This is a genomic window from Salmonella sp. NW177 (assembly GCF_051811585.1).
GTDB classification, from domain to species: domain Bacteria; phylum Pseudomonadota; class Gammaproteobacteria; order Enterobacterales; family Enterobacteriaceae; genus Salmonella; species Salmonella enterica.
Genome location: NZ_JAMMZV010000008.1, coordinates 171,054 through 197,475, shown reverse-complemented (window position 1 = coordinate 197,475; position 26,422 = coordinate 171,054). Strand labels below are relative to the sequence as shown.

Sequence of the window (26,422 nt, the reverse complement as noted above, 5' to 3'; positions counted from 1 at the left end):
GGCCGGGCAAGCGAAGCGCTCCGGCATAAATTGGCTCTGAATTTAAAAATCTGCCGGGACTTTAAACGTCATGCTGGTGCCGTAAGCGGGATGGGTAATGGTCAGCATTTCGGCGTGTAACTGCAAACGCGGCGCCAGCGACAACGCTTCCGGCGAGGCGTAAAACCGATCGCCTAAAATCGGGTGGCCTAACGCCAGCATATGCACACGAAGCTGATGCGAACGTCCGGTGATCGGTTTTAGCACCACGCGGGCGGTATTATCCGCCGCAAACTCCACCACGTTATATTCCGTTTGCGCCGGTTTGCCGGTTTCATAACACACTTTCTGCTTTGGCCGGTTCGGCCAGTCGCAGATGAGCGGTAAGTCGACCAGTCCTTCCGCCGGGGAGGGATGCCCCCATACGCGCGCCACATACTGCTTTTTCGGCTCACGTTCGCGGAACTGGCGTTTTAGCTCCCGCTCCGCGGCTTTGGTCAGCGCCACTACAATCACGCCGCTGGTGGCCATATCCAGACGATGCACCGATTCTGCCTGCGGGTAGTCGCGCTGGATACGCGTCATAATGCTGTCTTTGTGCGCTTCCAGACGCCCCGGCACGGACAACAGGCCGCTGGGCTTATTGACCACCATAATGTGCTCATCCTGATACAGGATAACCAGCCAGGGTTCCTGCGGCGGATTGTAGTTTTCCATCCCCATGTACGGCTCCGTTATTGGTGCGTGACGACGATAAGACGCAGCGCGTCCAGACGCCAGCCTGCCTGATTCAGGCTTTCCAGCACCTGCTGACGGTTGCTGTCGATAGCGGCAAGTTCGTCGTCGCGAATGTTCGGGTTGACGGCGCGCAGCGCTTCCAGACGCGACAGTTCCCCGGACAGTTTTTCATCCGCCTCGCGACGCGCGTTATCAATCAGCGCTCTGGCGGACTTTTCAATCTGCGTCTCGCCCAGTTGCAAAATGGCGTGGACGTCCTGTTGCACGGCGTTCACCAGTTTGCTGCCGGTGTGGCGATTCACGGCGCTGAGCTGGCGGTTGAAGGTTTCAAACTCGACCTGGGCGGCCAGATTGTTGCCGTTTTTATCTAACAGCATACGTACCGGCGTCGGCGGCAGGAAGCGGTTCAGTTGTAGCTGTTTCGGCGCCTGCGCTTCCACGACGTAAACCAGTTCGACCAGCAGCGTGCCGACGGGCAGCGCTTTATTTTTCAACAGCGAAATGGTGCTGCTGCCGGTGTCGCCGGAGAGGATCAGATCCAGTCCGTTACGGATGAGCGGATGTTCCCAGGTAATAAACTGCGCATCTTCGCGAGACAGGGCTACGTCACGTTCAAACGTGATAGTACAGCCGTCTTCCGGCAGGCCGGGGAAATCCGGCACCAACATGTGGTCGGACGGCGTCAGCACGATCAGGTTGTCGCCGCGATCGTCCTGGTTAATGCCGACGATATCGAACAGGTTCATGGCGAACGCGATCAGGTTGGTGTCGTCGTCCTGTTCTTCAATGCTTTGTGCAAGCTGTTGGGCTTTTTCACCACCGTTGGAGTGGATCTCCAGCAGGCGGTCGCGGCCCTGTTCTAACTGGGCTTTTAGCGCTTCATGTTGCTCGCGGCAGGATTTTATCAGATCGTCAAACCCGTCGGTTTCTTCAGGCGCGGCCAGATAGTTAATCAGACTGGCGTAGGCTGAATCATAAATCGCGCGACCGGTTGGACAGGTGTGCTCAAAGGCGTCCAGCCCTTCGTGATACCAGCGAACCAGCACCGACTGGGCGGTTTTTTCCAGGTACGGGACGTGGATCTGGATATCATGCGCCTGGCCGATGCGATCCAGACGACCAATACGCTGTTCCAGCAGATCCGGGTTAAACGGCAAGTCGAACATCACCAGATTGCTGGCAAACTGGAAGTTACGTCCTTCGGAGCCGATTTCGGAACATAACAGCACCTGCGCGCCGGTATCTTCTTCGGCGAACCAGGCGGCGGCGCGATCGCGTTCGATAATCGACATGCCCTCATGGAACACGGCGGCGCGGATGCCTTCGCGTTCGCGCAGCACCTGCTCCAGCTGTAACGCGGTGGTCGCCTTAGCGCAGATCACCAGCACTTTTTGCGAACGATGGCTGGTCAGATAGCCCATCAGCCACTCAACGCGTGGGTCGAAGTTCCACCAGGTGCCGGTATCGCCTTCGAACTCCTGATAAATTTGTTCCGGATAGAGCATATCGCGGGCGCGATCTTCCGCGCTTTTACGCGCGCCCATAATGCCGGAGACCTTAATGGCGGTCTGATACTGGGTCGGCAGCGGCAGTTTTACCGTATGTAGTTCACGTTTCGGGAACCCCTTGACGCCGTTACGGGTGTTGCGGAACAGAACGCGGCTGGTGCCGTGGCGATCCATCAGCATCGACACCAGCTCATCACGGGCGGCCTGCGCGTCGTCGCGATCGCTATTAGCGGCCTGCAACAGCGGTTCAATATCCTGTTCGCCGATCAGATCGCCCAGCCTGTTCAGTTCGTCGTTGCTGAGTTTATTGCCCGCCAGTAGCATGGCCACCGCATCGGCGACAGGGCGGTAGTTTTTCTGTTCTTCGACAAACTGTTCGAAATCGTGGAAACGGTTCGGATCGAGCAGGCGCAGACGGGCGAAATGGCTTTCCATCCCCAGCTGTTCTGGCGTGGCGGTCAGCAGCAGCACGCCCGGCACGCGTTCAGCTAACTGTTCGATGGCCATATATTCACGACTCGGCGCATCGGTGCTCCACACCAGATGATGCGCTTCGTCGACCACCAGCAAATCCCACTCGGCGTCGCACAAATGTTCCAGACGCTGCTTATTACGGCGGGCGAAATCCAGCGAGCAGATCACCAGTTGTTCGGTTTCAAACGGGTTATACGCGTCGTGCTGCGCTTCGGTATAGCGTTCGTCATCGAACAGCGCGAAGCGCAGGTTGAAACGGCGCAGCATTTCTACCAGCCACTGGTGTTGCAGGGTTTCCGGAACAATGATCAATACGCGTTCCGCCGCGCCGGATAATAACTGTTGATGCAGTATCATCCCGGCTTCAATGGTTTTACCTAAGCCCACTTCATCCGCCAGCAGTACGCGCGGCGCATGGCGACGACCCACATCATGAGCGATATTAAGCTGATGCGGGATCAGATTGGTCCGCTGACCGCGCAGGCCGCTGTATGGCATCCGGTACTGCTCGCTCTGAAATTTACGGGCGCGATAGCGCAGCGCGAACCGATCCATTCGATCGATTTGACCGGCGAACAGACGATCCTGGGGCTTACTGAAAACCAACTTGCTGTCGAGCAGAACTTCGCGCAGCGTCACATTGGTCTCTTCGGTATCCAGGCGGGTGCCGACATAAACAAGCAGGCCATTTTCTTCTTTTACTTCATCGATATGTAGCTGCCAGCCTTCATGGCTTGTAATCGTATCGCCAGGGTTGAACATGACGCGGGTCACGGGAGAATCACTGCGCGCATACAGGCGGTTTTCCCCCGTGGACGGGAAAAGTAAGGTGACGGTTCGCGCATCCATCGCAACAACGGTTCCAAGTCCCAGCTCGCTTTCTGTATCGCTGATCCAGCGTTGACCAAGTGTAAAAGGCATATGTGTTCGGCTCTATATCTTTAATTGCAGGCATTACTCGCCATTCCCAGGCGACAGCACTGGATAATTGCGAGTATACGACCCCGCTACCAGGCTAATGTGGTAGTGGCGTTAATTAGGTCCAGGAATGGAAAGGGCGCTATGGTACTGGAAGGCGGCGCTTTCGTCACGCGTCAAAATAGCCCCAGTTGCCCGGTCAGTAGTGTAGCAAAATTATCTTCAACGAAGGGAAGAATTCCTTCCGCCACGGGTTGTAGCTGGCGGGTAAGATAGTGTTCGTAATCCAGCGGCGACTGCTGGTAATCCACGGGCTCGGGGCCGTTAACAGTCCAGACATATTTTATGGCGCCGCGATTCTGATACTGCGCCGGACGACCCTGCTTCAGGTTTTGTTCATCCGCCAGCCGGGCGGCGCGAACGTGCGGCGGAACGTTACGTTGGTACTCATGTAAAGGGCGACGCAGACGCTTACGATAAACCAACTGCGCGTCCAGTTCGCCCGCCATCAGTTTATCGATAGTCTCGCGCACGTAGTCTTGATAAGGTTCATTGCGAAAAACGCGCAGATACAGCTCCTGTTGAAAGCGCTGCGCCAGCGGCGTCCAGTCGGTCCGCACCGTTTCCAGACCTTTAAATACCATACGCTGGCTGTCGCCTTCCTGAATCAGGCCCGCGTAGCGTTTTTTACTGCCAGTATCCGCGCCGCGGATGGTCGGCATCAGAAAGCGACAAAAGTGGGTTTCAAACTCCAGCTCCAGCGCGCTGGTCAAATTTTGCTGTTGTAACGTCTGCGCCCACCATTCGTTCACGTGACGCACCAGCCTGTGCCCGATTTCCGCCGCGTCGGCTTCTGAATGCGCGCGCCGGAGCCAGACGAAGGTGGAATCGGTATCGCCATAAATCACGTCATAACCCTGCGCCTCAATCAGCGCTTTGGTCTGGCGCATAATCGCATGACCGCGCATGGTGATTGACGACGCCAGACGGGGATCGAAAAAGCGACAGGCCGTGGTGCCGAGTACGCCATAAAAGGCGTTCATAATGATTTTAAGCGCCTGCGAGAGCGGTTTATTGCCCTGACGTTTGGCTTCATCGCGCCCGTGCCAGATTTGGCTAACAATTTCCGGCAGGCAGTGCTTTTCTCGTGAAAACCAGGCGTCAAGGAAACCTTCGGTACTGTGTTCCGGATCCGGCTGCGCCATGCCTTCGACCAGCCCGACGGGATCAATCAAAAACGTGCGGATAATCGACGGGTACAGGCTTTTATAATCCAGCACCAGTACCGAATCGTATAATCCGGGTTGTGAATCCATTACGTAGCCGCCGGGACTTGCCAGCGGCGGCACTTCGCCGAGATTGGGCGCGACATAGCCGGCGCGGTGCATTCGCGGAAAGTAAAGATGCCCGAATGCGGCGACCGAACCGCCGTGGCGATCGACCGGTAGGCCGTTGATCGTCGCGCGTTCCAGCAAAAACGGCATGATCTCGGTTTTATGGAAAATGCGCGTGACCAGCTCGCAGTCTTTCAGGTTGTAGGTGGCGAGGGCGGGTTTATCCTGGGCAAAGCGACGATCGATCTCATCCATACGATCCCAGGGATTATCAATGGATTTTCCTTCGCCGAGCAGTTCCTGCGAGACGGCTTCCAGCGAAAAAGACGAAAAATTCCAGAACGCGGATTTAAGCGCGTCGATACCATCGATAATGACTCGCCCTCTGGCCTGGGCGAAAAAAACGCCGTTTTTGAAGCCATGTTCGCGCCACTCCAGTTCGCTATTGTCTCGCCCCAGCCGTAAAGGGATACGGTAGCGTTCGGCATGTTTTTGCAGCATACGCAGGTCGAACTGCACCACGTTCCAGCCGATGATGACGTCAGGATCATGTTCGGCAAACCAGGCGTTGAGTTTTTCCAGCAACTGCGGGCGGCTGGCGACATACACAAGCTCGAAGTCCAGTTGGCGGTCATCGCCATTCGCCGGACCCAGCATATAAACGGTACGCTGGCCGCAGCCTTCCAGACCAATGCAATACAGTTCGCCGTGTCGCGTGGTTTCGATATCCAGCGAGACCCATTTTAGCGGCGGTCGATAGTCGGGGTGGGGTTTAAGACGCGCATTGAGGATAACGCCGTTGCGCATCTCGCCGTCTACCCAAACGGGCGACGTAATAAAACGTTCCATCAGGTAACGTTCCGGCGGGCGTACATCCGCTTCATAAACGGTGACGCCGCTTTCGCGCAGCAGTTTCTCCATCCGCATAAGCTGGCGGTGAGTGCGGCAATACAGACCGGATACCGGCTGACGATGAAAGTCTCGCAGCTGGAGCGGCGTCAGGCGATAGTCTTTTTCCGCCTGTAGCAGCGAGGCGGCGCGGAAGGTCTGGCTGGTCGGAATAAACGCCACGGACTCTTGCGGCGCCAGCGTTGCCTGCACAGGGCCGTTGTCTGTCGCCAGCCAGAAAGAGACCTCCGTCCCTTGCGGCGTATCCCGCCAGTGCCGGGTTAAAATGAAACCTGCCTGCGCCACGATGATTACCTGTCTAAAAAATTCACGCTAATTATAACCTGTTTTAGGGGGTAATACTGTTATTTTGTACAGGCATATAACGTAAAAGCCGATATCCGCTGTAATAAAAAGTTTCTCGCAGTAAGAAGCGGGTTTTCGCCCACCAGGATTTATAGCGGGTGGATCGCGTGGGTGATGAGCGGCTATCGATACCATTATCCTGAGCGATAGTTTTCAGACGCAGCATATGCAGCGGATCGCTGACCAGTAACGCTGTGCGCCATTGTTGTTGTCGCAGTATCTGTTTTGCGTAACGAATATTTTCGCGCGTCACGGTAGAGCGCTCTTCAATAAAAATCGCCTTAGCCGGAATCCCTTTTTCCAGAACGTATTGACGGGCTATCGCCGCGTCGGAAACCGTTGCGCCAGCGCCGTAGCCGCCGGTTAATACCAACGCGCGGACTATGTGTTGTTGGTAAAGCCAGATGGCATGATCCAGTCTGGCCTGAAAAACGGGAGAAGGCGTTTTTCCGCTAACGCCTGCTCCTGCGACAATCGCGCAGTCAGCTACGCGCGTCTGGTTTTGCTGACTGAACTGATAAATAGCGATGGCATTATGGATAAACACCGTAGCCATAATGAGAATTATGCCTGCCGCGATTCTGATGATGTAGCGATATTTCATGAATGAGTTCGTTCCCCGTGACGGGTGTAATGGATATTTTAACGATAAAATGGCTTTTAGCGTCAGATATTTTTGCTGACGTATATTTATCAATATATACCCAAAATAATTCGAGTTGCTTAAAGGCGGCAAGGGAGTGAGTCCCCAGGAGCATAGATAACTATGTGACTGGGGTGAGCGACAAATCTGCCGGGAGCAGATTTGAACGTCGCGTGCGACGGCCCGTCAGGGCAAAGCCCATGGATGGGCCGAGTAATCCGTAGCCAACACATAAGCAACTCGAAGTATGAAGGGTATAATGATGCTGGTGTAGACAGCAGATATAATTATCCTATAACTGCTAATTTTGAATCATGTTTATTTACAGTTTTTACCCATGTATTAGCCGTTTTGTGTCAAGTCTGTTTTCATACATTCAGTATTTTTCAGAAAGGCGCTTGTTCGAATCTGTTACTTATTTCTCGGATTAACAAAAAAGCGATATTTTTTGTTTGTTTTAATTAATGAAAAGTGTAACAATTTCATTTGGAACATCCGCACCGTCAGGTAGAAATATAATATTCCAATTGGCCGCTATGGTTAAATAAAAATGGATTACAGTGCGAATTCGTCGGGAACTCTCTGCATAATTTAATTTTTATTTTAGAATATAATTTTATTTTGACTTTCGGGTGCGGGTGTTTTTATCAAAATTTGTGGTATTCGGGAATGATCTTTTATGAATGTGAGTATGCAGGCGCGTCTGGTAGGGAGCGACCGTTATCTTTTCGTCAATACTCAACGCGCTAACCCTTCCATAAAAACCGTGAGTCGATTTTTTGAGTATAAAACATGGACAGAACAAATTTGGCGTACCGAGATTATTGAAAACGGCAATGCTTTTTTTCACTGGCAAGGACACGACAGAAAAAACGGACATCGGGATACCATTATTAATTATCTGTTAAATGGGCAACGCTGGCAGTCAACAATCGAAGATTATATTTTCTTCCATGCGCTGGAAGGAAAAGCGTGGCAGGGACATTATGATAATATTATTGAATATGTGAGTTCTGATCATTACGTCTATCAAAGCGCATTTGCTGAATATATCACCGACCAGATTCATCAACGCGCCCCCCATGGGACGCGTTTTTAGAGGCATTACTGCCCGTAATAGGCTTTTGCGCCGTGTTTGCGTAGATAGTGTTTATCCAGCAGGGATTGCTGCATGTCGGGCAACTGCGGCGCAAGCTGGCGGCAGAAGATCCCCATATAGGCCACTTCTTCCAGCACGATGGCGTTATGCACGGCATCCTCGGCATTTTTACCCCAGGCAAACGGGCCGTGCGAATGGACAAGCACGCCGGGCATTTGAGCGGCGTCAATACCTTGTTTTTCAAAGGCTTCAACAATGACATTGCCCGTTTCCCATTCATACTCGCCATTAATTTCCGCCTCGGTCATTTTGCGAGTGCAGGGAATCGTACCGTAGAAATAGTCGGCATGGGTGGTTCCCGTCGCCGGAATCGGCTGACCCGCCTGCGCCCAGATAGTCGCGTGGCGCGAATGGGTGTGTACGATGCCGCCGATAGTCGGAAATGCCTGGTACAACAGACGGTGGGTTGGCGTATCGGACGACGGTTTCTTATGACCTTCAACGACTTCACCGCTCTCCAGGCTGACCACCACCATATCGTCAGCGGTCATGACGCTATAATCGACGCCGGACGGCTTAATCACCAGTACGCCGCGTTCGCGATCGACGGCGCTGACGTTACCCCAGGTAAGGGTGACCAGGTTGTGTTTTGGCAGCGCCAGATTGGCTTCCAGTACCTGGCGTTTGAGATCTTCTAACATTGTTTTCTCCCTGCCGGATGGCGCTTCGCTTATCCGGCCTACGAGCGACGGTGTGCCGGATGGCGACATAAATGCCTTATTCGGCCTACAGGACCGTAGGCCCGGTAAACGCAGTGCCACCGGGCATTCAGACTCCACTTTTAGCGTTTTAAACCGTAATACACCTCGTTCCAGCGCAGCGCGTCCTTAAAGGCCGGCAGACGGGTATCATTATCAATTACCGCGATTTCGATATCGTGTATTTCTGCGAACTGGCGCATATCGTTCAGATCCAGCGCGTGGCTGAAGACGGTATGGTGCGCGCCGCCAGCCAGAATCCACGCTTCGGAGGCGGTCGGCAGATCCGGCTGCGCCTTCCACAGCGCGTTAGCCACCGGCAGTTTCGGCAGGGAGTGCGGCGTTTTTACGGTGTCAATGCAGTTGACCAGCAGGCGATAACGATCGCCGAGGTCGATCAGGCTGGCGACGATCGCCGGGCCGGTTTGGGTATTGAAAATCAAACGCGCCGGATCTTCCTTACCGCCAATGCCGAGGTGCTGGACGTCGAGGATCGGTTTCTCTTCCACCGCGATGGACGGACACACTTCCAGCATGTGCGAGCCGAGCACCAGATCGTTGCCTTTCTCGAAGTGGTAGGTGTAATCCTCCATAAATGAGGTGCCGCCCTGCAGACCGGTTGACATCACTTTCATAATGCGAAGCAGAGCGGCGGTTTTCCAGTCGCCTTCGCCCGCAAAGCCGTAGCCCTGTTGCATCAGACGCTGTACGGCCAGACCCGGGAGTTGTTTCAGGCCGTGCAAATCTTCAAATGTCGTCGTAAAGGCGTGAAAGCCGCCCTGTTCCAGGAAACGCTTCATACCGAGTTCAATACGCGCCGCTTCTCGCACGTTCTGGCGTTTATCGCCGTGGATTTGGGTGGCGGGCGTCAGGGTATAGCTGCTTTCATACTCGTCAATCAGAGCGTTGATATCGCCGTCGCCGATAGAATTCACCACCTGCACCAGATCGCCGACCGCCCAGGTATTGACCGAAAAGCCAAATTTGATTTGCGCGGCCACTTTATCACCGTCAGTCACTGCGACTTCACGCATATTGTCGCCGAAGCGGCAGACTTTTAGCTGGCGGGTATCCTGTTTAGAGACCGCCTGGCGCATCCAGGCGCCGATACGCGTATGGGCCTCTTTATCCTGCCAGTGACCAGTGACGACCGCGTGCTGCTGGCGCATCCGCGCGCCGATAAAACCGAACTCGCGGCCGCCGTGCGCAGTCTGGTTCAGGTTCATAAAGTCCATATCGATGCTGTCCCACGGCAGGGCGGCGTTAAATTGGGTATGGAATTGCAGTAGTGGTTTGTTAAGAATACTCAGCCCGTTGATCCACATTTTGGCTGGGGAGAAGGTGTGCAGCCAGACCACCAGCCCCGCGCAGCGATCGTCATAATTGGCGTCACGACAAATGGCGGTAATCTCATCCGGCGAGGTGCCCAGCGGTTTTAATACCAGTTTACATGGCAGTTTGGCTTCGGTATTCAGCGCGTTGACCACATGCTCGGCATGTTGGGTGACCTGACGCAGGGTTTCTGCGCCATACAAATGCTGGCTGCCAATCACAAACCATACTTCATAATTATCAAAAATCGTCATTGTCGTGTCCTTAATGAGTCAGTATTGCCTGATTGGCCGGGGTCGTTGGCGCCGGCGCGGCAGTCGGAAGATAATGTTGTTCTGCGCTTAGCGCCCACTGCTGGTAGCGGCGGTAAAGCTGTTCGAGGCGTTGCGCCTGTTCAGGGCGGGGACGCAGAGTGCGTTCTACCGCGCTTGCCATGCTTTGCTGGGCGGCAGGAATATCGGCATGGACTTTCGCAGCGACGGCGGCAAAGATAGCGGCGCCTAATGCGCAACACTGGTCGGAAGCGACGATCTGCAACGGACGATTCAGTACGTCGCAGCAGACCTGCATAATGACCTGATTTTTACGGGCGATGCCGCCAAGCGCCATCACGTTATTGACCGCGATACCCTGATCGGTAAAACACTCCTGAATGGCGCGCGCGCCGAAGGCGGTCGAGGCGACCAGACCGCCAAACAGCGCTGGCGCGTCGGTGGCGAGATTGAGATCGGTAATGACGCCTTTCAGACGCTGATTAGCGTTTGGCGTGCGGCGACCGTTAAACCAGTCGAGCACCACCGGCAGGTGATCCAGGGACGGATTTTTCGCCCAGGCGTCGGTGAGCGCTGGCAGTAGCTGTTTTTGGCTGGCTTTAATCTGGGTTTTCAGTTCCGGGTGCTGCGCGGCAAGTTGTTCCAGCGGCCAGCTCAACACGCGGCTAAACCAGGCGTAGATATCGCCGAAAGCGGATTGCCCCGCTTCCAGACCGATAAAGTTCGGCACCACGCTGCCGTCAACCTGACCGCAAATGCCTTTCACGGCGCGATCCCCGACGCTCTGTTTATCCGCAATCAGAATGTCGCAGGTAGACGTGCCGATGACTTTCACCAGCGTATTGGGCTGTGCGCCCGCGCCGACCGCGCCCATGTGACAGTCGAACGCGCCGCCGGAAATCACCACGCTTTCCGGCAAGCCGAGGCGCTGCGCCCATTCGGCGCACAGGGTGCCCACGGGCAGATCGGCGGTGAAGGTTTCGCTAAATAACGGGTAGCGCAGATGACGGTTAATGCACGGATCGAGTTCATCAAAGAAGCTCGCGGGCGGCAGACCGCCCCAGCTTTCATGCCACAGTGTTTTGTGCCCGGCGCTGCAGCGGCCACGGCGGATATCCTGCGGGCGAGTGGTGCCGGAAAGCAGCGCCGGCACCCAGTCGCACAGTTCAATCCACGAGACGGCGGCCTGCGCGACGGCGCTATCCTGCCGGGTGACGTGCAGAATCTTCGCCCAGAACCATTCGCTGGAGTAAATGCCGCCAATATAGCGGGAGTAGTCGACCTTACCTGGCTTATGGCACAGACGAGTGATTTCGTCGGCCTCTTCCACGGCGGTGTGATCTTTCCACAGCACAAACATCGCATTCGGGTTCTCGGCGAACTCCGGACGCAGTGCCAGGACGTTACCGTCGGCGTCAATCGGCGCTGGCGTAGAGCCGGTGCTGTCAACGCCAATGCCAACGACATTTGCGCGTTGCGCGGCGCTTAATTGTGCCAGAACGGCTTTCAGCGCGGCCTCCATTGACTCCATGTAGTCGCGCGGATGATGACGGAACTGGTTGTTCGGGCCGTCGCAATAACGGCCTTCTTGCCAGCGCGGATACCACTCTACGCTGGTGGCGATCTCGCCGCCGGTGGCGCAGTCCACTGCCAGAGCGCGCACTGAATCACTGCCAAAATCGAGGCCAATTGCAATTGCCATCGTCTTACTCCATCCAGAAAAACAGGTATGGAGAAACAGTAGAGAGTCGCGGCAAAAACCGTCAGGCAGGATCCGCTAATCTTATGGACAAAAATGCTAATGCTTTGCAAAGTGTGACGCTGTGCAAATATTCAATGTGGACATTCCAGCCATAGTTATAGACACTTCTGTTACTTAATTTTATCGCCTGAACTGTACGCTTTTGTTACAAAGCGCTTTTCACAAGCGGGGTTGATACGTGCTTTCATCACGCGCAAGGTCTTGCGGAGACGTAAGCTCTGTCGTCCTGGTCAATATGGACAATTTGTTTCTTCTCTGAACATCGGGGGGTAGAGAAATCATGGCTGAAACGCAAAATGATCCGCTATTGCCGGGATATTCATTTAATGCCCATCTGGTCGCCGGACTGACGCCAATTGAAGCGAATGGATATCTGGATTTTTTTATCGATCGTCCGTTGGGCATGAAAGGATATATTCTTAACCTGACCATCCGCGGAGAGGGCGTCATTAATAATAATGGCGAGCAGTTTGTCTGTCGGCCTGGCGATATATTATTGTTTCCGCCGGGCGAGATTCATCACTATGGACGGCATCCGGACGCCAGCGAGTGGTATCACCAGTGGGTTTATTTCCGGCCTCGCGCCTACTGGCAGGAGTGGCTGACCTGGCCGACAATCTTTGCCCAGACAGGATTTTTCCGCCCGGACGAGGCGCGCCAGCCGCATTTCAGCGAACTGTTCGGGCAGATCATCAGCGCCGGGCAAGGGGAAGGTCGCTATTCTGAGCTACTGGCGATCAATCTGCTGGAGCAGTTGTTGCTCAGACGTATGGCGGTAATTAATGAGTCGTTGCACCCGCCGATGGATAGCCGTGTGCGCGATGCCTGCCAGTATATCAGCGACCATCTGGCGGACAGCCATTTTGATATCGCCAGCGTCGCCCAGCATGTCTGCCTGTCGCCCTCCCGGTTATCGCATCTGTTCCGCCAGCAGTTAGGCATTAGCGTATTGAGTTGGCGCGAAGATCAGCGTATCAGCCAGGCGAAACTCCTGCTTAGCACCACGCGAATGCCGATAGCGACCGTTGGGCGCAATGTTGGATTTGACGATCAGCTCTATTTTTCGCGGGTATTTAAAAAATGCACCGGGGCAAGTCCTAGCGAGTTCAGGGCCGGATGTGAATAAAAAGTGAATGATGTGTCCACAAAGATGTCATAAGCCGTAACTATTCGGATAATTGACGGCTTGACGAAGGGGGACGGGGTAAGCAGAATCCCTGCTTCATCACGCTGACGGACACACTATGCAAGCACTGCTGGAACACTTTATCACCCAATCCACTCTGTATTCGCTTATCGCCGTGTTGCTGGTCGCCTTCCTGGAATCGCTGGCGCTGGTGGGGTTGATTTTACCCGGTACGGTACTGATGGCGGGGCTGGGCGCGCTTATCGGCAGCGGCGAGCTCAATTTTTGGCATGCCTGGCTGGTGGGTATTATCGGCTGTCTGATGGGCGACTGGATTTCGTTCTGGCTGGGGTGGCGCTTTAAAAAGCCGCTACACCGCTGGTCTTTTATGAAAAAGAACAAGTCGCTGCTGGATAAAACCGAACACGCGCTGCATCAGCACAGTATGTTCACGATCCTGGTCGGACGTTTTGTCGGTCCGACGAGGCCGCTGGTGCCGATGGTGGCAGGGATGCTGGATCTTCCCGTGGCGAAATTTATTGGGCCGAACTTGATTGGCTGTTTGCTGTGGCCGCCGTTTTATTTCCTGCCGGGCATTCTGGCGGGAGCGGCAATCGATATTCCTTCCGATATGCAGAGCGGAGATTTCAAATGGCTGCTGCTGGCGACGGCGTTGCTGCTGTGGGTCGGAGGCTGGCTATGCTGGCGGCTGTGGCGCAGCGGCAAATCGGCAGTCGATCGTTTAACCGCGTATTTCCCCCGCAGCCGTTTGCTGTATCTGGCGCCGTTGACGCTCGGGATCGGCGTGGTCGCGCTGGTGGTGCTGGTTCGCCACCCGCTGATGCCGGTATATATCGATATTCTGCGCAAAGTTGTGGGTTACTAACGATTCCTTTGCCGGATGGCGGCTTCGCCTTATCCGGCCTACAAAATATGGGATTTGATGCCCAATAGCGCTGAGGCGCTGGCCTGACCGCTTAGTAGCTCGTCTGTTTTGCCTTGCCACGCAATGCGTCCGTCGGCCACGACGATTGACCGGGGCGCAATTCGCGCCGCATCTTCCACGCTGTGCGAGACCATCAACAGCGTGAGCTGTCGCTCGCGGCAGATATCGCTGACCAACGTCAGCATCTCCTGGCGCAGCGCGGGATCGAGCGCGGAGAACGGTTCATCCAGCAGCAGTACCGGCTGTTCACGTACCAGGCAGCGCGCCAGCGCTACCCGCTGACGCTGGCCGCCGGACAGTTCGCCCGGTAAACGCGTCATCAGGCTCTCAATGCCCATCTGACGTGCGATAGCGTCCCGTTTTTCCCGCTGGCTGGCGTTGAGCGTTAACCCAGGGTTTAGCCCCAGACCGATATTTTGCTGCACATTCAGGTGGCTGAATAAATTATTCTCCTGAAACAGCATTGAGACCGGACGGCGTGAGGGCGGCGTAAGCGTATGATCTTCGCCGGCAATCAGTAGCGTACCGCTGGCAGGCGCAAGAAAACCGGCAATTAAATTCAACAGCGTGCTTTTCCCCGCGCCGCTGGGGCCAAGAATCGCCACCTGCTCGCCGCGTTCTACCGCCAGCGTAAAACGCATCGGCAAATGATGGTAAAGCCAGGTGATATCAATCAGTTTTAGCATGTCGGCCCGGTAGTTTCTCTATGAGGGTAAATAACGTAAAGCAGAGCAGCAGCAGTATCAGCGCGGTCACCGCGCCGTCCTGGCTGCGGTAGGAGCCGATCTGCTGATACAGATAAAACGGCAGCGTGCGGAAATTGTCATTGCCGAAAAGCGCGACGACGCCAAAATCACCGATAGAAAGTACGCAGGCAAACGCCAGCGCCTGCGCCAGCGGACGTTTCAGCGCCCGCAGTTCCACGACCTTTAACCGCGACCAGCCTTCAATTCCTAATGACTGGCACAGCATTCCATAACGGGCGGTAATATCGCGCATTGGGTTTTCCAGGACTTTTAGCGCGTAGGGGATTGCCATCAGCGCATTGGTGAAAATCACGATGCCGTCGGCGGATTCCGGTAAGCCAACGCTGTTATTGAGCAGTAAAAAGAAGCCTGTCGCCAGCACGATCCCCGGCATCGCGAGGATCAACATTCCGCTGAGTTCCAGCGTTTGTCCGGCGAATAGTTGCTGGCGTTGGCGTAGCTCGCGGCTACTCCACAGCAGCATCATGGTCAGCACCACACACAGAACGCCCGCCGCCAGCGCAATGCGTAGCGATGTCCAGACAGCCTGCCACAGAATGGGTTGCGCCAGCACCTCCGGCAGGCTGCGGTTGACGCCATCGACCACCACGGCGACCAGCGGCGGAAGCAGCAGCAGCAGCGCCAGCACGATTAATAAGGCGTCCGTCAGACGGCTGTGGAGACGATCGTCAGGATCGCGCCAGCCCTGCGTCAGCGTCATCCCCGGCGCAATCGCTTTGCTCAGCCGTTGGCTTAGCAGTACCAGCGCCAGGCAGCAGACCATCTGGATTAATGCCAGCATCGCCGCGCGGGCGGGATCGTAGTCATAACTGAGCGCCTGAAAGATAGCCAGTTCGATAGTGGTGGCCTGCGGGCCGCCGCCGAGTGACAGAACCGTTGCGAAACTGGCGAAGCAGAGCATAAAAATCAGCGCCGCGACGGGCGGAATTTGGCGGCGCAGCCACGGCCATTCGACAAAACGGAAAAAATGCCAGCCGCGCATACCGAGCTGGGCGGCGAGCTGGCGCTGCTCGCCGGGAATGCTTTCCAAAGATTGCAGCAACAAACGGCTCGCCATTGGCAGGTTAAAAAAGACGTGCGCCAGTAAAATGCCCTGCAAGCCGTAGGGGGAGAATGTCCACTGAAGCCCCAGCATCTGCCACAGTGAGGCCAGCCAGCCCTGACGGCCATACACGCTAAGAATGCCGAACACGGCAACCAGTACCGGCAGAATCAGCGTCATGGCGCACAGACGCAGCAGCGCCAGACGTCCAGGAAAACGGCGTCGATAAAGCGCGCGGGCGAGAAAAACCGCCGGGACCACAGACAGCACTGCGGACAGAAACGCCTGCCAGAATGAGAAGCGCACCACATGCCACAGGTAGCTATCCCGCCAGATTGTCGACCACGCGCCCGACGGCGCGTTCAGCCAAAGCGCCAGAAAGGCCGCCAGCGAGACGGTTATCATCAGCGCGGCGGCGCACAGCCCCGGAATCAGCCAGCCGGGAATTAACGGCTGACGGCGCGTTGCCATTCGCTAATCCATGCCTGGCGTTGTGCTGCCACCTGTTGCGGCGTGAATTCCAGCGTTGTGGCGGGTTTGGCCAATGATTCAAACCCTGCGGGTAAGGCGACGTCCGCTACCGGGTACATCCAGTTGCCGGTGGGTATGGCGTTCTGAAACGCCGGAGAAACCATAAATTTGAGGAATTTCTCCGCCAGTTCCGGCTGCTTACTGGCGACGGTACGCGCCGCGACTTCTACCTGTAAGTAATGGCCTTCGCTGAAGTTCGCGGCGGCGTAATTGTCCTTCTTCTCTTCAATAATGTGATACGCCGGAGAGGTGGTGTAACTGAGCACCAAATCGCTTTCACCTTTCAGAAATAAGCCGTAGGCCTCGCTCCAGCCTTTCGTCACCGTCACCGTTTTGGCCGCCAGTTTTTGCCAGGCCTGCGGCGCGTTATCGCCATAGACTTTGCGCATCCACAGTAACAGCCCCAGCCCTGGCGTACTGGTACGCGGGTCCTGATAAATCACCCGCCATTTTTGATCGCTCTCGACCAGTTCTTTCAGGCTTCTCGGCGGATTTTTCAGCTTGCTTTTATCGTAGACAAAGGCGAAATAGCCGTAATCGAACGGCACAAATGTGTCGTTTTTCCAGCCGCCGGGCACCTTGACCGCCTCATTCGCCACGCCGCTTTTGGCAAAGAGTTTAGTTTGCGTGGCCGCTTCCAGCAGATTGTTGTCCAGCCCCAACACCACATCGGCTTTGCTGTTCTTCCCCTCCATCCGCAGGCGGTTGAGCAGCGAAACGCCATCCTCCAGCGCCACCAGTTTCAGCTCGCAGTTGCAATCGGCTTCAAACGCTTTTTTCACCGCCGGGCCTGGCCCCCAGTCGGCGGCGAACGAGTCGTAGGTATAGACGGTGAGAACGGGTTTGGCGAAAGCAGGCGCCGCGCACAGGAGTAAAAGCGGAAGATATTTTTTTAACACTTTGCACCTCAGTGAAAGAGTGGCAAAGGACTTGAGAGGTAGCCTCAAATCCCTTCGCCGGCATTATCCGGATCAGGTTCGACGGGTATTTTCTCAGCGCGCGCATGAGCGCGGCACCCCGTTGAGTTCGGCGTTAGTGTAGTGATTTTGTTGCCGGGCAGCAATTAAGAGCTGGCTTTTAAGGGTCCGGCGGCGCAAACCACGCCGATTTAAAATCAAACCAGCCGAGGGTATTCATGCGCAGCCCGCGCATACTGCGCTGTCCCTGGATAATCAGCCAGTGGTGGATCAACGGCACAATCGCTTTGTTGGCCAGCAGTTGCTGGCACCAGTTCGCCAGGTTCATCTCGCCAGCGCGCCACTGCGCGGCGTCGTCCTGCCAGTCGCGCGGAATGCAGTTCTGCAAGAGCGGTACTTCGCACAGGTGCGCGAACAGCGAGAAATCCAGCGGCAGCGTAAAGTTAGCGCTATTGAGCCAGATATCGCTTTCGATCTCGCCGGCGTGCCATTGATCGTAGTCGATCTCCTGAATATGCAGATGTACCTGATGCTCAGCCAGAAGCGCGCTCATGATACGGGCGATAACCCGGTGCTCAATGTGTTCGCGATAGAAGGTCAGCGTGAGGGTTTCCAGCCCGGCGGGTTTTTCGCCCGGGCCTGGACGGGCGTGATGCCAGCGCGGTAAAAGCCCATAGGCCGGGAACCAGAGCTGCTGTAGCGGTTCATCGGCATGATAGAGTAAATTGGTGGGGGAGAGGACGTGGCTTACCCATTCTCTGACCTGCGGATGCGCGCCGCGCGGCGTTCTGGCGTCGAATAGCAGGTAATAGCACCCCTCTTCCAGTCGGCTTTCTATCGCTTTTTCACCGCCTTGTATCGGCCCTTCCAGCATCAAGCCGCAGGCCGGTTCTTCACTGATATCCGGCAGTACCCAGACGTTCACTTCGTCTATCAACGCCCGATAGCCGAAGTAATCATCAAAGGCGAGTATCTTGAGCTGGTTTGGCGTATTACGCCGCACGGCATAAGGCCCGGTGCCGATAGGGTGGCTGGCGAAATTAGCCAGCGTTTCCCACTCCCGCGGCAAAATCATCGCCGGGACCTGGCCCAGCAGCCACGGCAACCAGCGATCCGGCTGGGAAAGATGAATATCCAGCGTCCACGCGGTAGGGGAGTCTATCTTTGTGATGTGCGAGTAAAGCGGAAGCGTATTGATACGCGTCAGCGAGGCGATGACATCTTCCATCTCCAGCTCGCGGCCATGATGAAAATGAATGCCGGGGCGCAGGTAGAAGCGCCACAGTAAAGGGGAAATTTGCTGCCAATGGTGCGCAATGTCCGCTTCCAGTTCCCCGTTTTCCTCATTTACCCGCGTGAGCGAACTGAAAATTTGCCGGGCAATATGGGTTTCCGAGCGGCGTAATGCGGTTCCCGGCAGGAGATTGTGCATCGGACGATAGTAAAGAACCCGCAGAATATGCCGCCCCTGGCGGAAGCTGCGTCCCAGATGGGAAATCAGCATTTGCCTGACAGCGCTTTTATCGCCGACCAGTTGTACCAGTTGATCGATTCGATCTTGTTCCAGCAGGTCTTCCGCCCGCTGCTGTTGCAGCGCCAGTCCGGTATACAGGAACGTCAGACGCGAACGCTTTCCGCGTCCAACCTCGGCTTCCCATGTTAGCCAACCGCGCGCCTGCATCGTATTTAGCAGCGTACGCATATGGCGACGCGAACAGTTCAGCAGATCCGCCAGCTCATTAAGCGTGGTGTCTTGCGTTTTACCGTCACAACATTGCCAGAGACGGATAAATTGTTGTTGCAGGCGACCTGAGGGCATAAAAGGGGAACTCCGATGAAAAACTCAGCAATTTTATTATCCCTATATTAGGCCAATAATATCTTTCGATGAAGCAAGAGGAAGAGGTCACTATGCGCCAGTTCTGGTTGAGATATTTTGCCGCGACGGAAAAAACGTCCTGGCTGGCTTGCCTGAGCGCGCCGCAGCGCTTAAAAATGCTCGCGGAACTGATGCAGTGGGAGGCGACCGATTGAAGCCAATTGCAGACATCATGTGTGACTGAGTATTGGTGTAGGCGATAGCCTAAAATCACCCGCCAGCAGATAATATCTGCTGGCTTTTTTTATTTCGGCTGTTTCTGGATGACGATGATGGGACGGCGTCTCAACGGGATTTATACGGCGGTTTCTGTGGTCACGCGGGGGTGAGCGGGCGAGTAAAAGACGTATAAAAAATGCCGGAATATCCCCGGCATGAGCGACTGATGAGTAACCCGGCGCTTGATGGCGCTACGCTTATCAGGCCTACAGGATATAGTGGCAACCTGGTGATATTGCATAACCTGTAGGCCCGGTAAGGCGTCAAGGGTTACCGCATAAATGCCGGTTGTTTATTTTCGTAGGCGGCAATCGCGTCTTCGTGCTGCAGCGTCAGCCCAATGCTGTCCAGACCGTTCAACATGCAGTGGCGGCGGAAGTCGTCGATTTTAAAGCTGTAGGTCTTATCGCCTGCTTTTACCACCTGTGCTTCCAGATCCACTTCAAATTTAATGCCCGGATTGGCTTTCACCAGAGCAAACAGCTCATCGACCTGTGCGTCGCTCAGGGTTACCGGCAGCAGTTGGTTGTTAAAGCTGTTGCCGTAGAAGATGTCGGCGAAGCTTGGCGCGATCACCACTTTAAAGCCGTAATCGGTCAACGCCCACGGCGCGTGTTCGCGTGAAGAGCCGCAGCCAAAGTTTTCTCGCGCCAACAGAATCGACGCGCCTTGATATTCCGGAAAGTTCAACACGAATTCCGGATTTGGCTGTTGGCCCTTTTCGTCCAGGAAGCGCCAGTCGTTAAACAGATGGGCGCCAAAACCGGTGCGCGTAACCTTCTGCAAAAACTGTTTAGGGATAATTGCATCGGTATCGACGTTGGCGGCATCCAGTGGGACAACCAGGCCGGTATGCTGGGTAAATTTCTCTGCCATGGTAGTTTCCTTATTTGATGCTGCGAATGTCGGCGAAGTGGCCGGTAACGGCGGCAGCGGCGGCCATCGCCGGGCTGACTAAATGCGTGCGACCCCCGCGGCCCTGACGGCCTTCAAAGTTACGGTTGCTGGTGGATGCGCAGCGCTCGCCCGGGTTCAGGCGGTCATTATTCATGGCCAGGCACATGGAACAGCCCGGTAAGCGCCATTCAAATCCTGCTTCGATAAAGATCTTGTCCAGACCTTCCGCTTCCGCCTGCGCTTTCACCGGACCTGAACCCGGCACCACCAGCGCCTGTACGCCAGGCGCGACTTTGCGCCCTTTGGCGACTTCCGCCGCCGCGCGCAAATCTTCAATGCGCGAATTGGTACAAGAGCCGATAAAGACTTTATCGATAGCAACGTCCGTTAACGGTACGCCCGGCTGTAAGCCCATATAAGCCAGCGCTTTTTCGGCGCTGGCGCGTTCAACCGGATCGCTAAAGGAGGCGGGATCGGGGATGATGTCGGTGACGGAAATCACCTGGCCCGGATTCGTGCCCCAGGTCACCTGCGGCGCGATCTCTTCTGCTCGCAGGGTGACGACAGTATCAAAAGTCGCGCCGTCATCGGTTTTCAGCGTTTTCCAGTACTCGACGGCTTCGTCAAAATCGCGGCCCTTCGGCGCGTGCAAACGCCCTTTTACGTAGTTGAAAGTGGTTTCATCCGGGGCGACCAGACCGGCTTTGGCGCCCATCTCAATCGCCATATTGCACAGCGTCATGCGGCCTTCCATACTCAGCGCGCGGATAGCGTCGCCGCAAAATTCAACCACGTGCCCGGTGCCGCCGGCGCTGCCGGTTTTACCGATGATCGCCAGCACGATGTCTTTGGCGGTAATGCCCGGCGCGGCGTTGCCCGTGACTTCAATCTTCATGGTTTTAGCGCGCCCCTGTTTCAGGGTTTGCGTCGCCAGTACATGTTCTACCTCAGAAGTGCCGATGCCGAAGGCCAACGCGCCAAACGCGCCGTGGGTGGCGGTGTGGGAGTCGCCGCAGACGATGGTCATGCCCGGCAGGGTGACGCCCTGTTCCGGCCCCATCACATGGACGATGCCCTGATACGGGTGATTCAGGTCATACAGCTCGACGCCGAACTCGTTACAGTTCTTAATCAGCTCCTGCATCTGGATACGCGCCATTTCACCGGAGGCATTAATGTCTTTAGTCTGCGTCGAGACGTTGTGATCCATCGTGGCGAAGGTTTTCCCTGGCTGACGTACCGGACGATGGTGCGCGCGCAGACCGTCAAACGCCTGCGGAGAGGTGACTTCATGCACCAGGTGGCGGTCGATGTACAGCAGCGGCGTTTCGTTTGGCGCCTCAAAGACCACGTGGGCATCAAATAATTTTTCGTATAACGTTTTGGCCATGATTACACCCCTTCTGCGACATAGCGGGCGATAATATCGCCCATCTCATCGGTACTGACTGCGGCAGCGCCCCTGGCTAAATCGCCGGTGCGAACGCCCTCTTCTAATGCGCGATTGATCGCCTGTTCAATGGCCGTTGCCGCATCGTTGGCATCCAGGCTGTAGCGCAGCAGCAGCGCCAGCGACAGGATCTGCGCAATTGGATTGGCGATATTTTTCCCGGCGATATCCGGCGCGGAGCCGCCAGCCGGTTCATACAGGCCAAACCCTTGCTCGTTCAGGCTGGCGGAGGGCAACATCCCCATTGAGCCGGTGATCATGGCGCATTCGTCGGACAGAATGTCGCCGAACAGGTTAGAGCACAGCAGTACGTCAAACTGCGACGGGTCTTTAATCAACTGCATTGTGGCGTTATCGATATACATGTGCGCGAGTTCCACATCGGGATACGTTTTCGCGACATCATTGACGATCTCACGCCACAGGATAGAGCTTTGCAGTACGTTGGCTTTATCAATAGAGGTGACTTTACGGCGGCGTTTACGCGCCGATTCAAAGGCGATACGGGCAATGCGCTCGATCTCAAAGCGGTGATAAACTTCGGTATCAAAGGCTTTTTCGTACTGACCGCTGCCTTCACGGCCTTTTGGCTGTCCGAAATAGATCCCGCCGGTCAGCTCGCGCACGCACAGGATATCGAAACCGTTAGCGGCGATATCGGCGCGCAACGGGCAAAATGCTTCCAGCCCCTGATACAGTTTCGCCGGACGCAGGTTACTGAATAATTTGAAATGTTTGCGCAGCGGCAGCAGGGCGCCGCGCTCTGGCTGGCTTTCCGGGGGCAAATTTTCCCATTTCGGGCCGCCGACGGAGCCAAACAGAATGGCATCCGCCTGCTCGCACCCTTCAACGGTGGCTTTCGGCAGTGGATGACCATGATTGTCGATAGCAATACCGCCGACGTCATAGCGGCTGGTGGTGATACGCATATCAAAACGGCTGCGTACCGCATCCATAACTTTCAGGGCTTGCGCCATGACTTCCGGGCCGATACCGTCGCCCGGCAGTACGGCAATATGATAGTTCTTCGACATTACACGGTTTCCTTGTTGTTCTCTTTATTTTGAGCTTTGCGTTGCAATTCTTTTTCAACTTCGGCGGCGCGCCAGATATTGTTCAGTACGTGCACCATCGCTTTGGCGGAGGATTCGACGATATCCGTCGCCAGCCCGACGCCGTGGAAGCGGCGACCATGATGGTTCACGACGATATCGACCTGACCCAGCGCGTCTTTGCCCTGGCCTTTGGCGTTCAGGTCGTATTTAACCAACTCAACGTCGTAGCCAGTGATGCGGTTAATCGCCTGATAGATGGCGTCGACCGGGCCGTTGCCGTTCGCCGCCTCGGCCTTGATCTCTTCACCACAGGCCAGCTTCACGGAAGCAGTGGCGATATCGCTGGAGCCGGACTGCACGCTGAAGTAATCCAGACGGAAATGCTCTGGTTCTTCTTGCTGTTTATTAATAAAGGCCAGCGCTTCCAGGTCATAGTCGAACACCTGGCCTTTTTTGTCCGCCAGCTTCAGGAACGCGTCGTACAGGTGGTCCATGTTGTAGTCTGTGTCCTTGTAACCCATCTCTTCCATGCGATGCTTCACGGCGGCACGGCCAGAGCGGGAGGTCAGGTTCAGCTGTATCTGATTCAGACCGATGGACTCTGGCGTCATGATTTCATAGTTTTCGCGGTTCTTGAGGACGCCATCCTGGTGGATGCCGGAAGAGTGGGCGAAAGCGCCGCTGCCGACAATCGCTTTGTTGGCCGGGATCGGCATGTTACAGATCTGGCTGACGGTCTGGCTGGTGCGCCAGATTTCGTGGTGATTGATGTTGGTGTGTACGTTCATGATGTCTTTGCGCACTTTAATCGCCATGATCACTTCTTCCAGTGCGCAGTTACCGGCACGTTCTCCGATACCGTTCATCGCGCCTTCAACCTGACGCGCGCCCGCATGGACTGCCGCCAGCGAGTTGCCTACTGCTATCCCTAAATCGTCGTGGGTATGAACGGAGATGATAGCTTTGTCGATATTGGGGACACGTTCATACAGGCCGGAAATGATTCCCGCAAACTCAAACGGCATGGTATAGCCCACGGTATCGGGAATATTAATGGTTCTCGCGCCGGCGTTTATAGCGGCTTCCACCACGCGCGCCAGATCGTCAACAGGCGTCCGGCCAGCATCTTCGCAGGAGAACTCTACGTCATCAGTGTAATTACGCGCCCGCTTAACCATGTATACCGCGCGTTCGATGACCTCATCCAGCGTGCTGCGCAGCTTGGTGGCGATGTGCATTGGCGAGGTGGCGATAAAAGTATGGATGCGAAACGCGTCGGCGACCTTCAGCGCCTGTGCCGCGACGTCGATGTCTTTTTCTACACAACGCGCCAGGGCGCAAACGCGGCTGTTTTTAATGGTGCGGGCGATGGTTTGGACGGATTCAAAATCACCCGGAGAAGAGACCGGGAAGCCCACTTCCATGACATCAACACCCATGCGCTCAAGGGCCAGGGCAATCTGCAGCTTCTCTTTCGCGCTCAGGCTGGCCTGTAACGCTTGTTCGCCGTCGCGTAAGGTCGTATCAAAAATAATGACTTGCTGGCTCATGATGTGGTCCTTGTCTCCAGGGGCGCCTTGCGTCAGGCATAAAAAAACCCGCGCAACGGCGCGGGTTTTGTTTGACTTCGAGCTGACTTAATGTTGAATGCCGCCCACCGGTCTACCGCGCACAATAAATGCGTTGAGTAGTAGTAGCCCAGTGAAACGAACGATATGTGACATTAATTCAGCTCCAGCGAATGCGTTATGCTTTTAGTGGTACTGGATATGCCGTTTAATGTCAACTCTATTTTTCTGTCGCCATTGCATTTTGTTGACGATATCCGGATACGTACTTTAGCTAATTGTGCTGGGCTGCGCGTCCAATAAAGGATAAAAGAACGAGTGGACATTCATACTTTTCATTGTTTGAAATATTTAGGCATTTTTGTTTGCAAATTGGTTAGGGGAATGGCCTGTTAAAGGTATGCTAAAGGTTTGGTTTATCTTTTTGATTTGTTTTATATTTTAACAAATAACCTTGTTTACTTAATGGATAAGGATAAAGTTATTGATAAATTAATGTTAACTTTTTAGCTATTAATAATATAAACATTTAATTGAAACTTAAATGATCATTCACTTGGTGTATGATTGTGTATTCGCCATAGTTATGGTTATATTGCTTGCGTAATTTAAACATTATGAATCGCAATGGTGTGACTCAGGACACATTACGCTTGCGCTGGCATTCTATTTGTCTCTGTCAGCGTCTTTATGTTTTCCGAATTTTAACGCTTTCCCTTTTTCTTATTTTATATGCATGGTAAATCATATTTTCAGGAATTATTTCTGCCTTCAGCCAGAAAAAGGGAGTTAAGCGTGACAGTGGAGTTAAATATGCCAGAGGTCAAAACCGAAAAGCCGCATCTTTTAGATATGGGCAAACCACAGCTTCGCATGGTTGATTTGAACCTATTGACCGTGTTCGATGCGGTAATGCAAGAGCAGAATATTACGCGCGCCGCCCACACGCTGGGAATGTCGCAGCCTGCGGTCAGTAACGCCGTAGCGCGTCTGAAGGTTATGTTTAATGACGAACTTTTTGTTCGATATGGACGAGGAATTCAGCCGACTGCCCGTGCATTTCAGTTATTTGGTTCAGTCCGTCAGGCGTTACAATTGGTGCAAAATGAATTGCCGGGATCGGGGTTTGAGCCGACCAGCAGCGAACGTGTATTCAATCTTTGCGTGTGCAGTCCGCTGGATAATATCCTGACGTCACAGATTTATAATCGTGTAGAAAAAATTGCGCCAAATATTCATGTCGTTTTTAAAGCGTCGTTGAATCAGAATACTGAGCATCAGTTACGCTATCAGGAAACCGAGTTCGTTATTAGTTATGAAGAATTCCGTCGTCCTGAGTTTACCAGCGTACCGCTATTTAAAGATGAAATGGTTTTAGTCGCCAGCCGAAAACACCCGCGTATTAGCGGCCCGCTACTGGAAGGCGATGTTTATAATGAACAACATGCGGTTGTTTCTCTCGATCGTTATGCGTCATTTAGTCAGCCGTGGTATGACACGCCGGATAAACAGTCGAGCGTGGCTTATCAGGGCATGGCGCTTATCAGCGTTCTGAACGTGGTTTCGCAGACGCATTTGGTCGCTATTGCCCCGCGCTGGCTGGCGGAAGAGTTTGCGGAGTCGCTGGATCTGCAAATATTGCCGTTGCCTTTAAAACTGAATAGCCGGACATGCTACCTTTCCTGGCATGAAGCGGCTGGGCGTGATAAAGGGCATCAATGGATGGAAGATTTATTAGTTTCTGTTTGTAAGCGATAAAACCGGGCAGAATAAATCAGAAACAAATTCTGGTTTATTCTGCTTTTTAGCGTATATCAAAAATTTTATGCTGAATTAACGGTGAGCGATTCTTTTCGTCGTTGTGAAAAATAGATGAATTGCTGTAAGTCTGCATTTATAAGCGATTATTTATTACCTGGTGTGATTCAGACGGAGTATTTCTCCATTTCTTCTC

General features: G+C 54.6%; 21 protein-coding genes and 1 riboswitch. Of the genes, 5 read left to right on the top strand and 16 right to left on the bottom strand.

Features of this window, described 5'->3' with window-relative positions; all coding sequences use genetic code 11:
- Positions 1–42 precede the first annotated feature (42 nt).
- From rluA to NA986_RS20680, 4 genes are all read right to left on the bottom strand, one after another.
- Positions 43–702: a bifunctional tRNA pseudouridine(32) synthase/23S rRNA pseudouridine(746) synthase RluA gene (gene rluA / locus NA986_RS20695; RefSeq protein WP_000525198.1), complete on the bottom strand. Its 660-nt coding sequence runs from the start codon at positions 700–702 to the stop codon at positions 43–45.
- 11 nt (positions 703–713) lie between these two features.
- The gene (gene rapA / locus NA986_RS20690; protein WP_001116966.1) at positions 714–3,620 is read right to left on the bottom strand and encodes an RNA polymerase-associated protein RapA; all 2,907 of its coding nucleotides are present in this window, start codon (positions 3,618–3,620) and stop codon (positions 714–716) included.
- 173 nt (positions 3,621–3,793) lie between these two features.
- The gene (gene polB / locus NA986_RS20685) at positions 3,794–6,145 is read right to left on the bottom strand and encodes a DNA polymerase II (protein ID WP_023216332.1); all 2,352 of its coding nucleotides are present in this window, start codon (positions 6,143–6,145) and stop codon (positions 3,794–3,796) included.
- Positions 6,146–6,188: 43 nt separating this feature from the next.
- Positions 6,189–6,809, bottom strand: coding sequence for a YdcF family protein (locus tag NA986_RS20680; RefSeq protein ID WP_000877511.1), 621 nt, complete (start codon positions 6,807–6,809; stop codon positions 6,189–6,191).
- A 718-nt stretch (positions 6,810–7,527) separates the two neighbouring features.
- Between NA986_RS20680 and NA986_RS20675 the strand changes: the two genes are divergently transcribed.
- On the top strand, positions 7,528–7,947 hold the full coding sequence (locus tag NA986_RS20675) for a DUF4751 family protein (protein WP_001103154.1): 420 nt from the start codon (positions 7,528–7,530) through the stop codon (positions 7,945–7,947).
- A gap of 5 nt (positions 7,948–7,952) precedes the next feature.
- On the opposite strand, the gene araD is transcribed toward NA986_RS20675, so the two are convergent.
- From araD to araB, 3 genes are all read right to left on the bottom strand, one after another.
- Complete coding sequence (gene araD, locus NA986_RS20670; RefSeq protein ID WP_000888682.1) at positions 7,953–8,648, bottom strand: L-ribulose-5-phosphate 4-epimerase; 696 nt, start codon at positions 8,646–8,648, stop codon at positions 7,953–7,955.
- A gap of 140 nt (positions 8,649–8,788) precedes the next feature.
- On the bottom strand, positions 8,789–10,291 hold the full coding sequence (gene araA, locus NA986_RS20665) for an L-arabinose isomerase (RefSeq protein WP_000151693.1): 1,503 nt from the start codon (positions 10,289–10,291) through the stop codon (positions 8,789–8,791).
- Positions 10,292–10,301: 10 nt separating this feature from the next.
- On the bottom strand, positions 10,302–12,011 hold the full coding sequence (araB, locus tag NA986_RS20660) for a ribulokinase (protein WP_023216331.1): 1,710 nt from the start codon (positions 12,009–12,011) through the stop codon (positions 10,302–10,304).
- A gap of 340 nt (positions 12,012–12,351) precedes the next feature.
- Here araB and araC point away from each other — a divergent pair, with 340 nt between their 5' ends.
- Positions 12,352–13,197 carry an arabinose operon transcriptional regulator AraC gene (gene araC, locus NA986_RS20655; protein WP_000852387.1) on the top strand — a complete coding sequence of 282 codons (846 nt, stop codon included), beginning with the start codon at positions 12,352–12,354 and terminating at the stop codon, positions 13,195–13,197.
- Between the two features lie 118 nt (positions 13,198–13,315).
- Positions 13,316–14,083, top strand: coding sequence for a DedA family protein (locus tag NA986_RS20650; protein ID WP_023216330.1), 768 nt, complete (start codon positions 13,316–13,318; stop codon positions 14,081–14,083).
- 38 nt (positions 14,084–14,121) lie between these two features.
- Here the strand turns inward: NA986_RS20650 and thiQ are convergent, their stop codons facing one another.
- The 4 genes from thiQ to sgrR all read right to left on the bottom strand — a co-directional run bounded on the left by thiQ (position 14,122) and on the right by sgrR (position 19,219).
- Entirely contained in the window at positions 14,122–14,829 is a 708-nt protein-coding gene (thiQ, locus tag NA986_RS20645; protein WP_000915976.1) for a thiamine ABC transporter ATP-binding protein ThiQ, read from the bottom strand.
- On the bottom strand, positions 14,813–16,423 hold the full coding sequence (gene thiP, locus NA986_RS20640) for a thiamine/thiamine pyrophosphate ABC transporter permease ThiP (protein WP_000235635.1): 1,611 nt from the start codon (positions 16,421–16,423) through the stop codon (positions 14,813–14,815). Before thiP ends, thiQ begins: the two co-directional genes overlap by 17 nt.
- A complete protein-coding gene (thiB, locus tag NA986_RS20635; RefSeq protein WP_023216329.1) occupies positions 16,399–17,382 on the bottom strand; it encodes a thiamine ABC transporter substrate binding subunit in 984 nt (327 codons plus the stop codon). The genes thiP and thiB overlap by 25 nt, the downstream gene beginning before the upstream one ends.
- Before the next feature lie 31 nt (positions 17,383–17,413).
- Positions 17,414–17,513: riboswitch (TPP riboswitch) on the bottom strand.
- 47 nt (positions 17,514–17,560) lie between these two features.
- Positions 17,561–19,219: an HTH-type transcriptional regulator SgrR gene (gene sgrR / locus NA986_RS20630; protein ID WP_001139028.1), complete on the bottom strand. Its 1,659-nt coding sequence runs from the start codon at positions 19,217–19,219 to the stop codon at positions 17,561–17,563.
- Between the two features lie 92 nt (positions 19,220–19,311).
- Between sgrR and sgrT the strand changes: the two genes are divergently transcribed.
- The gene (gene sgrT / locus NA986_RS20625; protein WP_001248755.1) at positions 19,312–19,434 is read left to right on the top strand and encodes a glucose uptake inhibitor SgrT; all 123 of its coding nucleotides are present in this window, start codon (positions 19,312–19,314) and stop codon (positions 19,432–19,434) included.
- 334 nt (positions 19,435–19,768) lie between these two features.
- Here the strand turns inward: sgrT and leuD are convergent, their stop codons facing one another.
- The 5 genes from leuD to leuL form a co-directional block, all read right to left on the bottom strand.
- The gene (gene leuD, locus NA986_RS20620) at positions 19,769–20,374 is read right to left on the bottom strand and encodes a 3-isopropylmalate dehydratase small subunit (RefSeq protein WP_000818267.1); all 606 of its coding nucleotides are present in this window, start codon (positions 20,372–20,374) and stop codon (positions 19,769–19,771) included.
- Positions 20,375–20,384: 10 nt separating this feature from the next.
- Complete coding sequence (gene leuC / locus NA986_RS20615; RefSeq protein ID WP_001140632.1) at positions 20,385–21,785, bottom strand: 3-isopropylmalate dehydratase large subunit; 1,401 nt, start codon at positions 21,783–21,785, stop codon at positions 20,385–20,387.
- Between the two features lie 2 nt (positions 21,786–21,787).
- On the bottom strand, positions 21,788–22,879 hold the full coding sequence (gene leuB / locus NA986_RS20610; protein ID WP_000042336.1) for a 3-isopropylmalate dehydrogenase: 1,092 nt from the start codon (positions 22,877–22,879) through the stop codon (positions 21,788–21,790).
- Entirely contained in the window at positions 22,879–24,450 is a 1,572-nt protein-coding gene (leuA, locus tag NA986_RS20605) for a 2-isopropylmalate synthase (RefSeq protein WP_000082819.1), read from the bottom strand. The genes leuB and leuA overlap by 1 nt, the downstream gene beginning before the upstream one ends.
- 87 nt (positions 24,451–24,537) lie before the next feature.
- Complete coding sequence (leuL, locus tag NA986_RS20600; RefSeq protein ID WP_001575587.1) at positions 24,538–24,624, bottom strand: leu operon leader peptide; 87 nt, start codon at positions 24,622–24,624, stop codon at positions 24,538–24,540.
- Between the two features lie 657 nt (positions 24,625–25,281).
- On the opposite strand from leuL, the gene leuO reads away from it, so the two are divergent.
- Complete coding sequence (leuO, locus tag NA986_RS20595; RefSeq protein ID WP_001115420.1) at positions 25,282–26,226, top strand: transcriptional regulator LeuO; 945 nt, start codon at positions 25,282–25,284, stop codon at positions 26,224–26,226.
- The last annotated feature ends 196 nt before the right edge of the window (positions 26,227–26,422 follow it).

Coding starts and splice junctions, on each gene's coding strand:
- rluA (WP_000525198.1), bottom strand. CDS start 702: ATGGGGATGGAAAACTACAATCCGCCGCAGGAACCCTGGCTGGTTATC.
- araB (WP_023216331.1), bottom strand. CDS start 12,011: ATGGCAATTGCAATTGGCCTCGATTTTGGCAGTGATTCAGTGCGCGCT.
- thiP (WP_000235635.1), bottom strand. CDS start 16,423: ATGGCAACGCGCCGTCAGCCGTTAATTCCCGGCTGGCTGATTCCGGGG.
- leuD (WP_000818267.1), bottom strand. CDS start 20,374: ATGGCAGAGAAATTTACCCAGCATACCGGCCTGGTTGTCCCACTGGAT.
- leuL (WP_001575587.1), bottom strand. CDS start 24,624: ATGTCACATATCGTTCGTTTCACTGGGCTACTACTACTCAACGCATTT.
- sgrR (WP_001139028.1), bottom strand. CDS start 19,219: ATGCCCTCAGGTCGCCTGCAACAACAATTTATCCGTCTCTGGCAATGT.
- NA986_RS20675 (WP_001103154.1), top strand. CDS start 7,528: ATGAATGTGAGTATGCAGGCGCGTCTGGTAGGGAGCGACCGTTATCTT.
- araC (WP_000852387.1), top strand. CDS start 12,352: ATGGCTGAAACGCAAAATGATCCGCTATTGCCGGGATATTCATTTAAT.
- NA986_RS20680 (WP_000877511.1), bottom strand. CDS start 6,809: ATGAAATATCGCTACATCATCAGAATCGCGGCAGGCATAATTCTCATT.
- leuA (WP_000082819.1), bottom strand. CDS start 24,450: ATGAGCCAGCAAGTCATTATTTTTGATACGACCTTACGCGACGGCGAA.
- leuC (WP_001140632.1), bottom strand. CDS start 21,785: ATGGCCAAAACGTTATACGAAAAATTATTTGATGCCCACGTGGTCTTT.
- thiQ (WP_000915976.1), bottom strand. CDS start 14,829: ATGCTAAAACTGATTGATATCACCTGGCTTTACCATCATTTGCCGATG.
- NA986_RS20650 (WP_023216330.1), top strand. CDS start 13,316: ATGCAAGCACTGCTGGAACACTTTATCACCCAATCCACTCTGTATTCG.
- sgrT (WP_001248755.1), top strand. CDS start 19,312: ATGCGCCAGTTCTGGTTGAGATATTTTGCCGCGACGGAAAAAACGTCC.
- leuB (WP_000042336.1), bottom strand. CDS start 22,879: ATGTCGAAGAACTATCATATTGCCGTACTGCCGGGCGACGGTATCGGC.
- araA (WP_000151693.1), bottom strand. CDS start 10,291: ATGACGATTTTTGATAATTATGAAGTATGGTTTGTGATTGGCAGCCAG.
- rapA (WP_001116966.1), bottom strand. CDS start 3,620: ATGCCTTTTACACTTGGTCAACGCTGGATCAGCGATACAGAAAGCGAG.
- araD (WP_000888682.1), bottom strand. CDS start 8,648: ATGTTAGAAGATCTCAAACGCCAGGTACTGGAAGCCAATCTGGCGCTG.
- leuO (WP_001115420.1), top strand. CDS start 25,282: ATGCCAGAGGTCAAAACCGAAAAGCCGCATCTTTTAGATATGGGCAAA.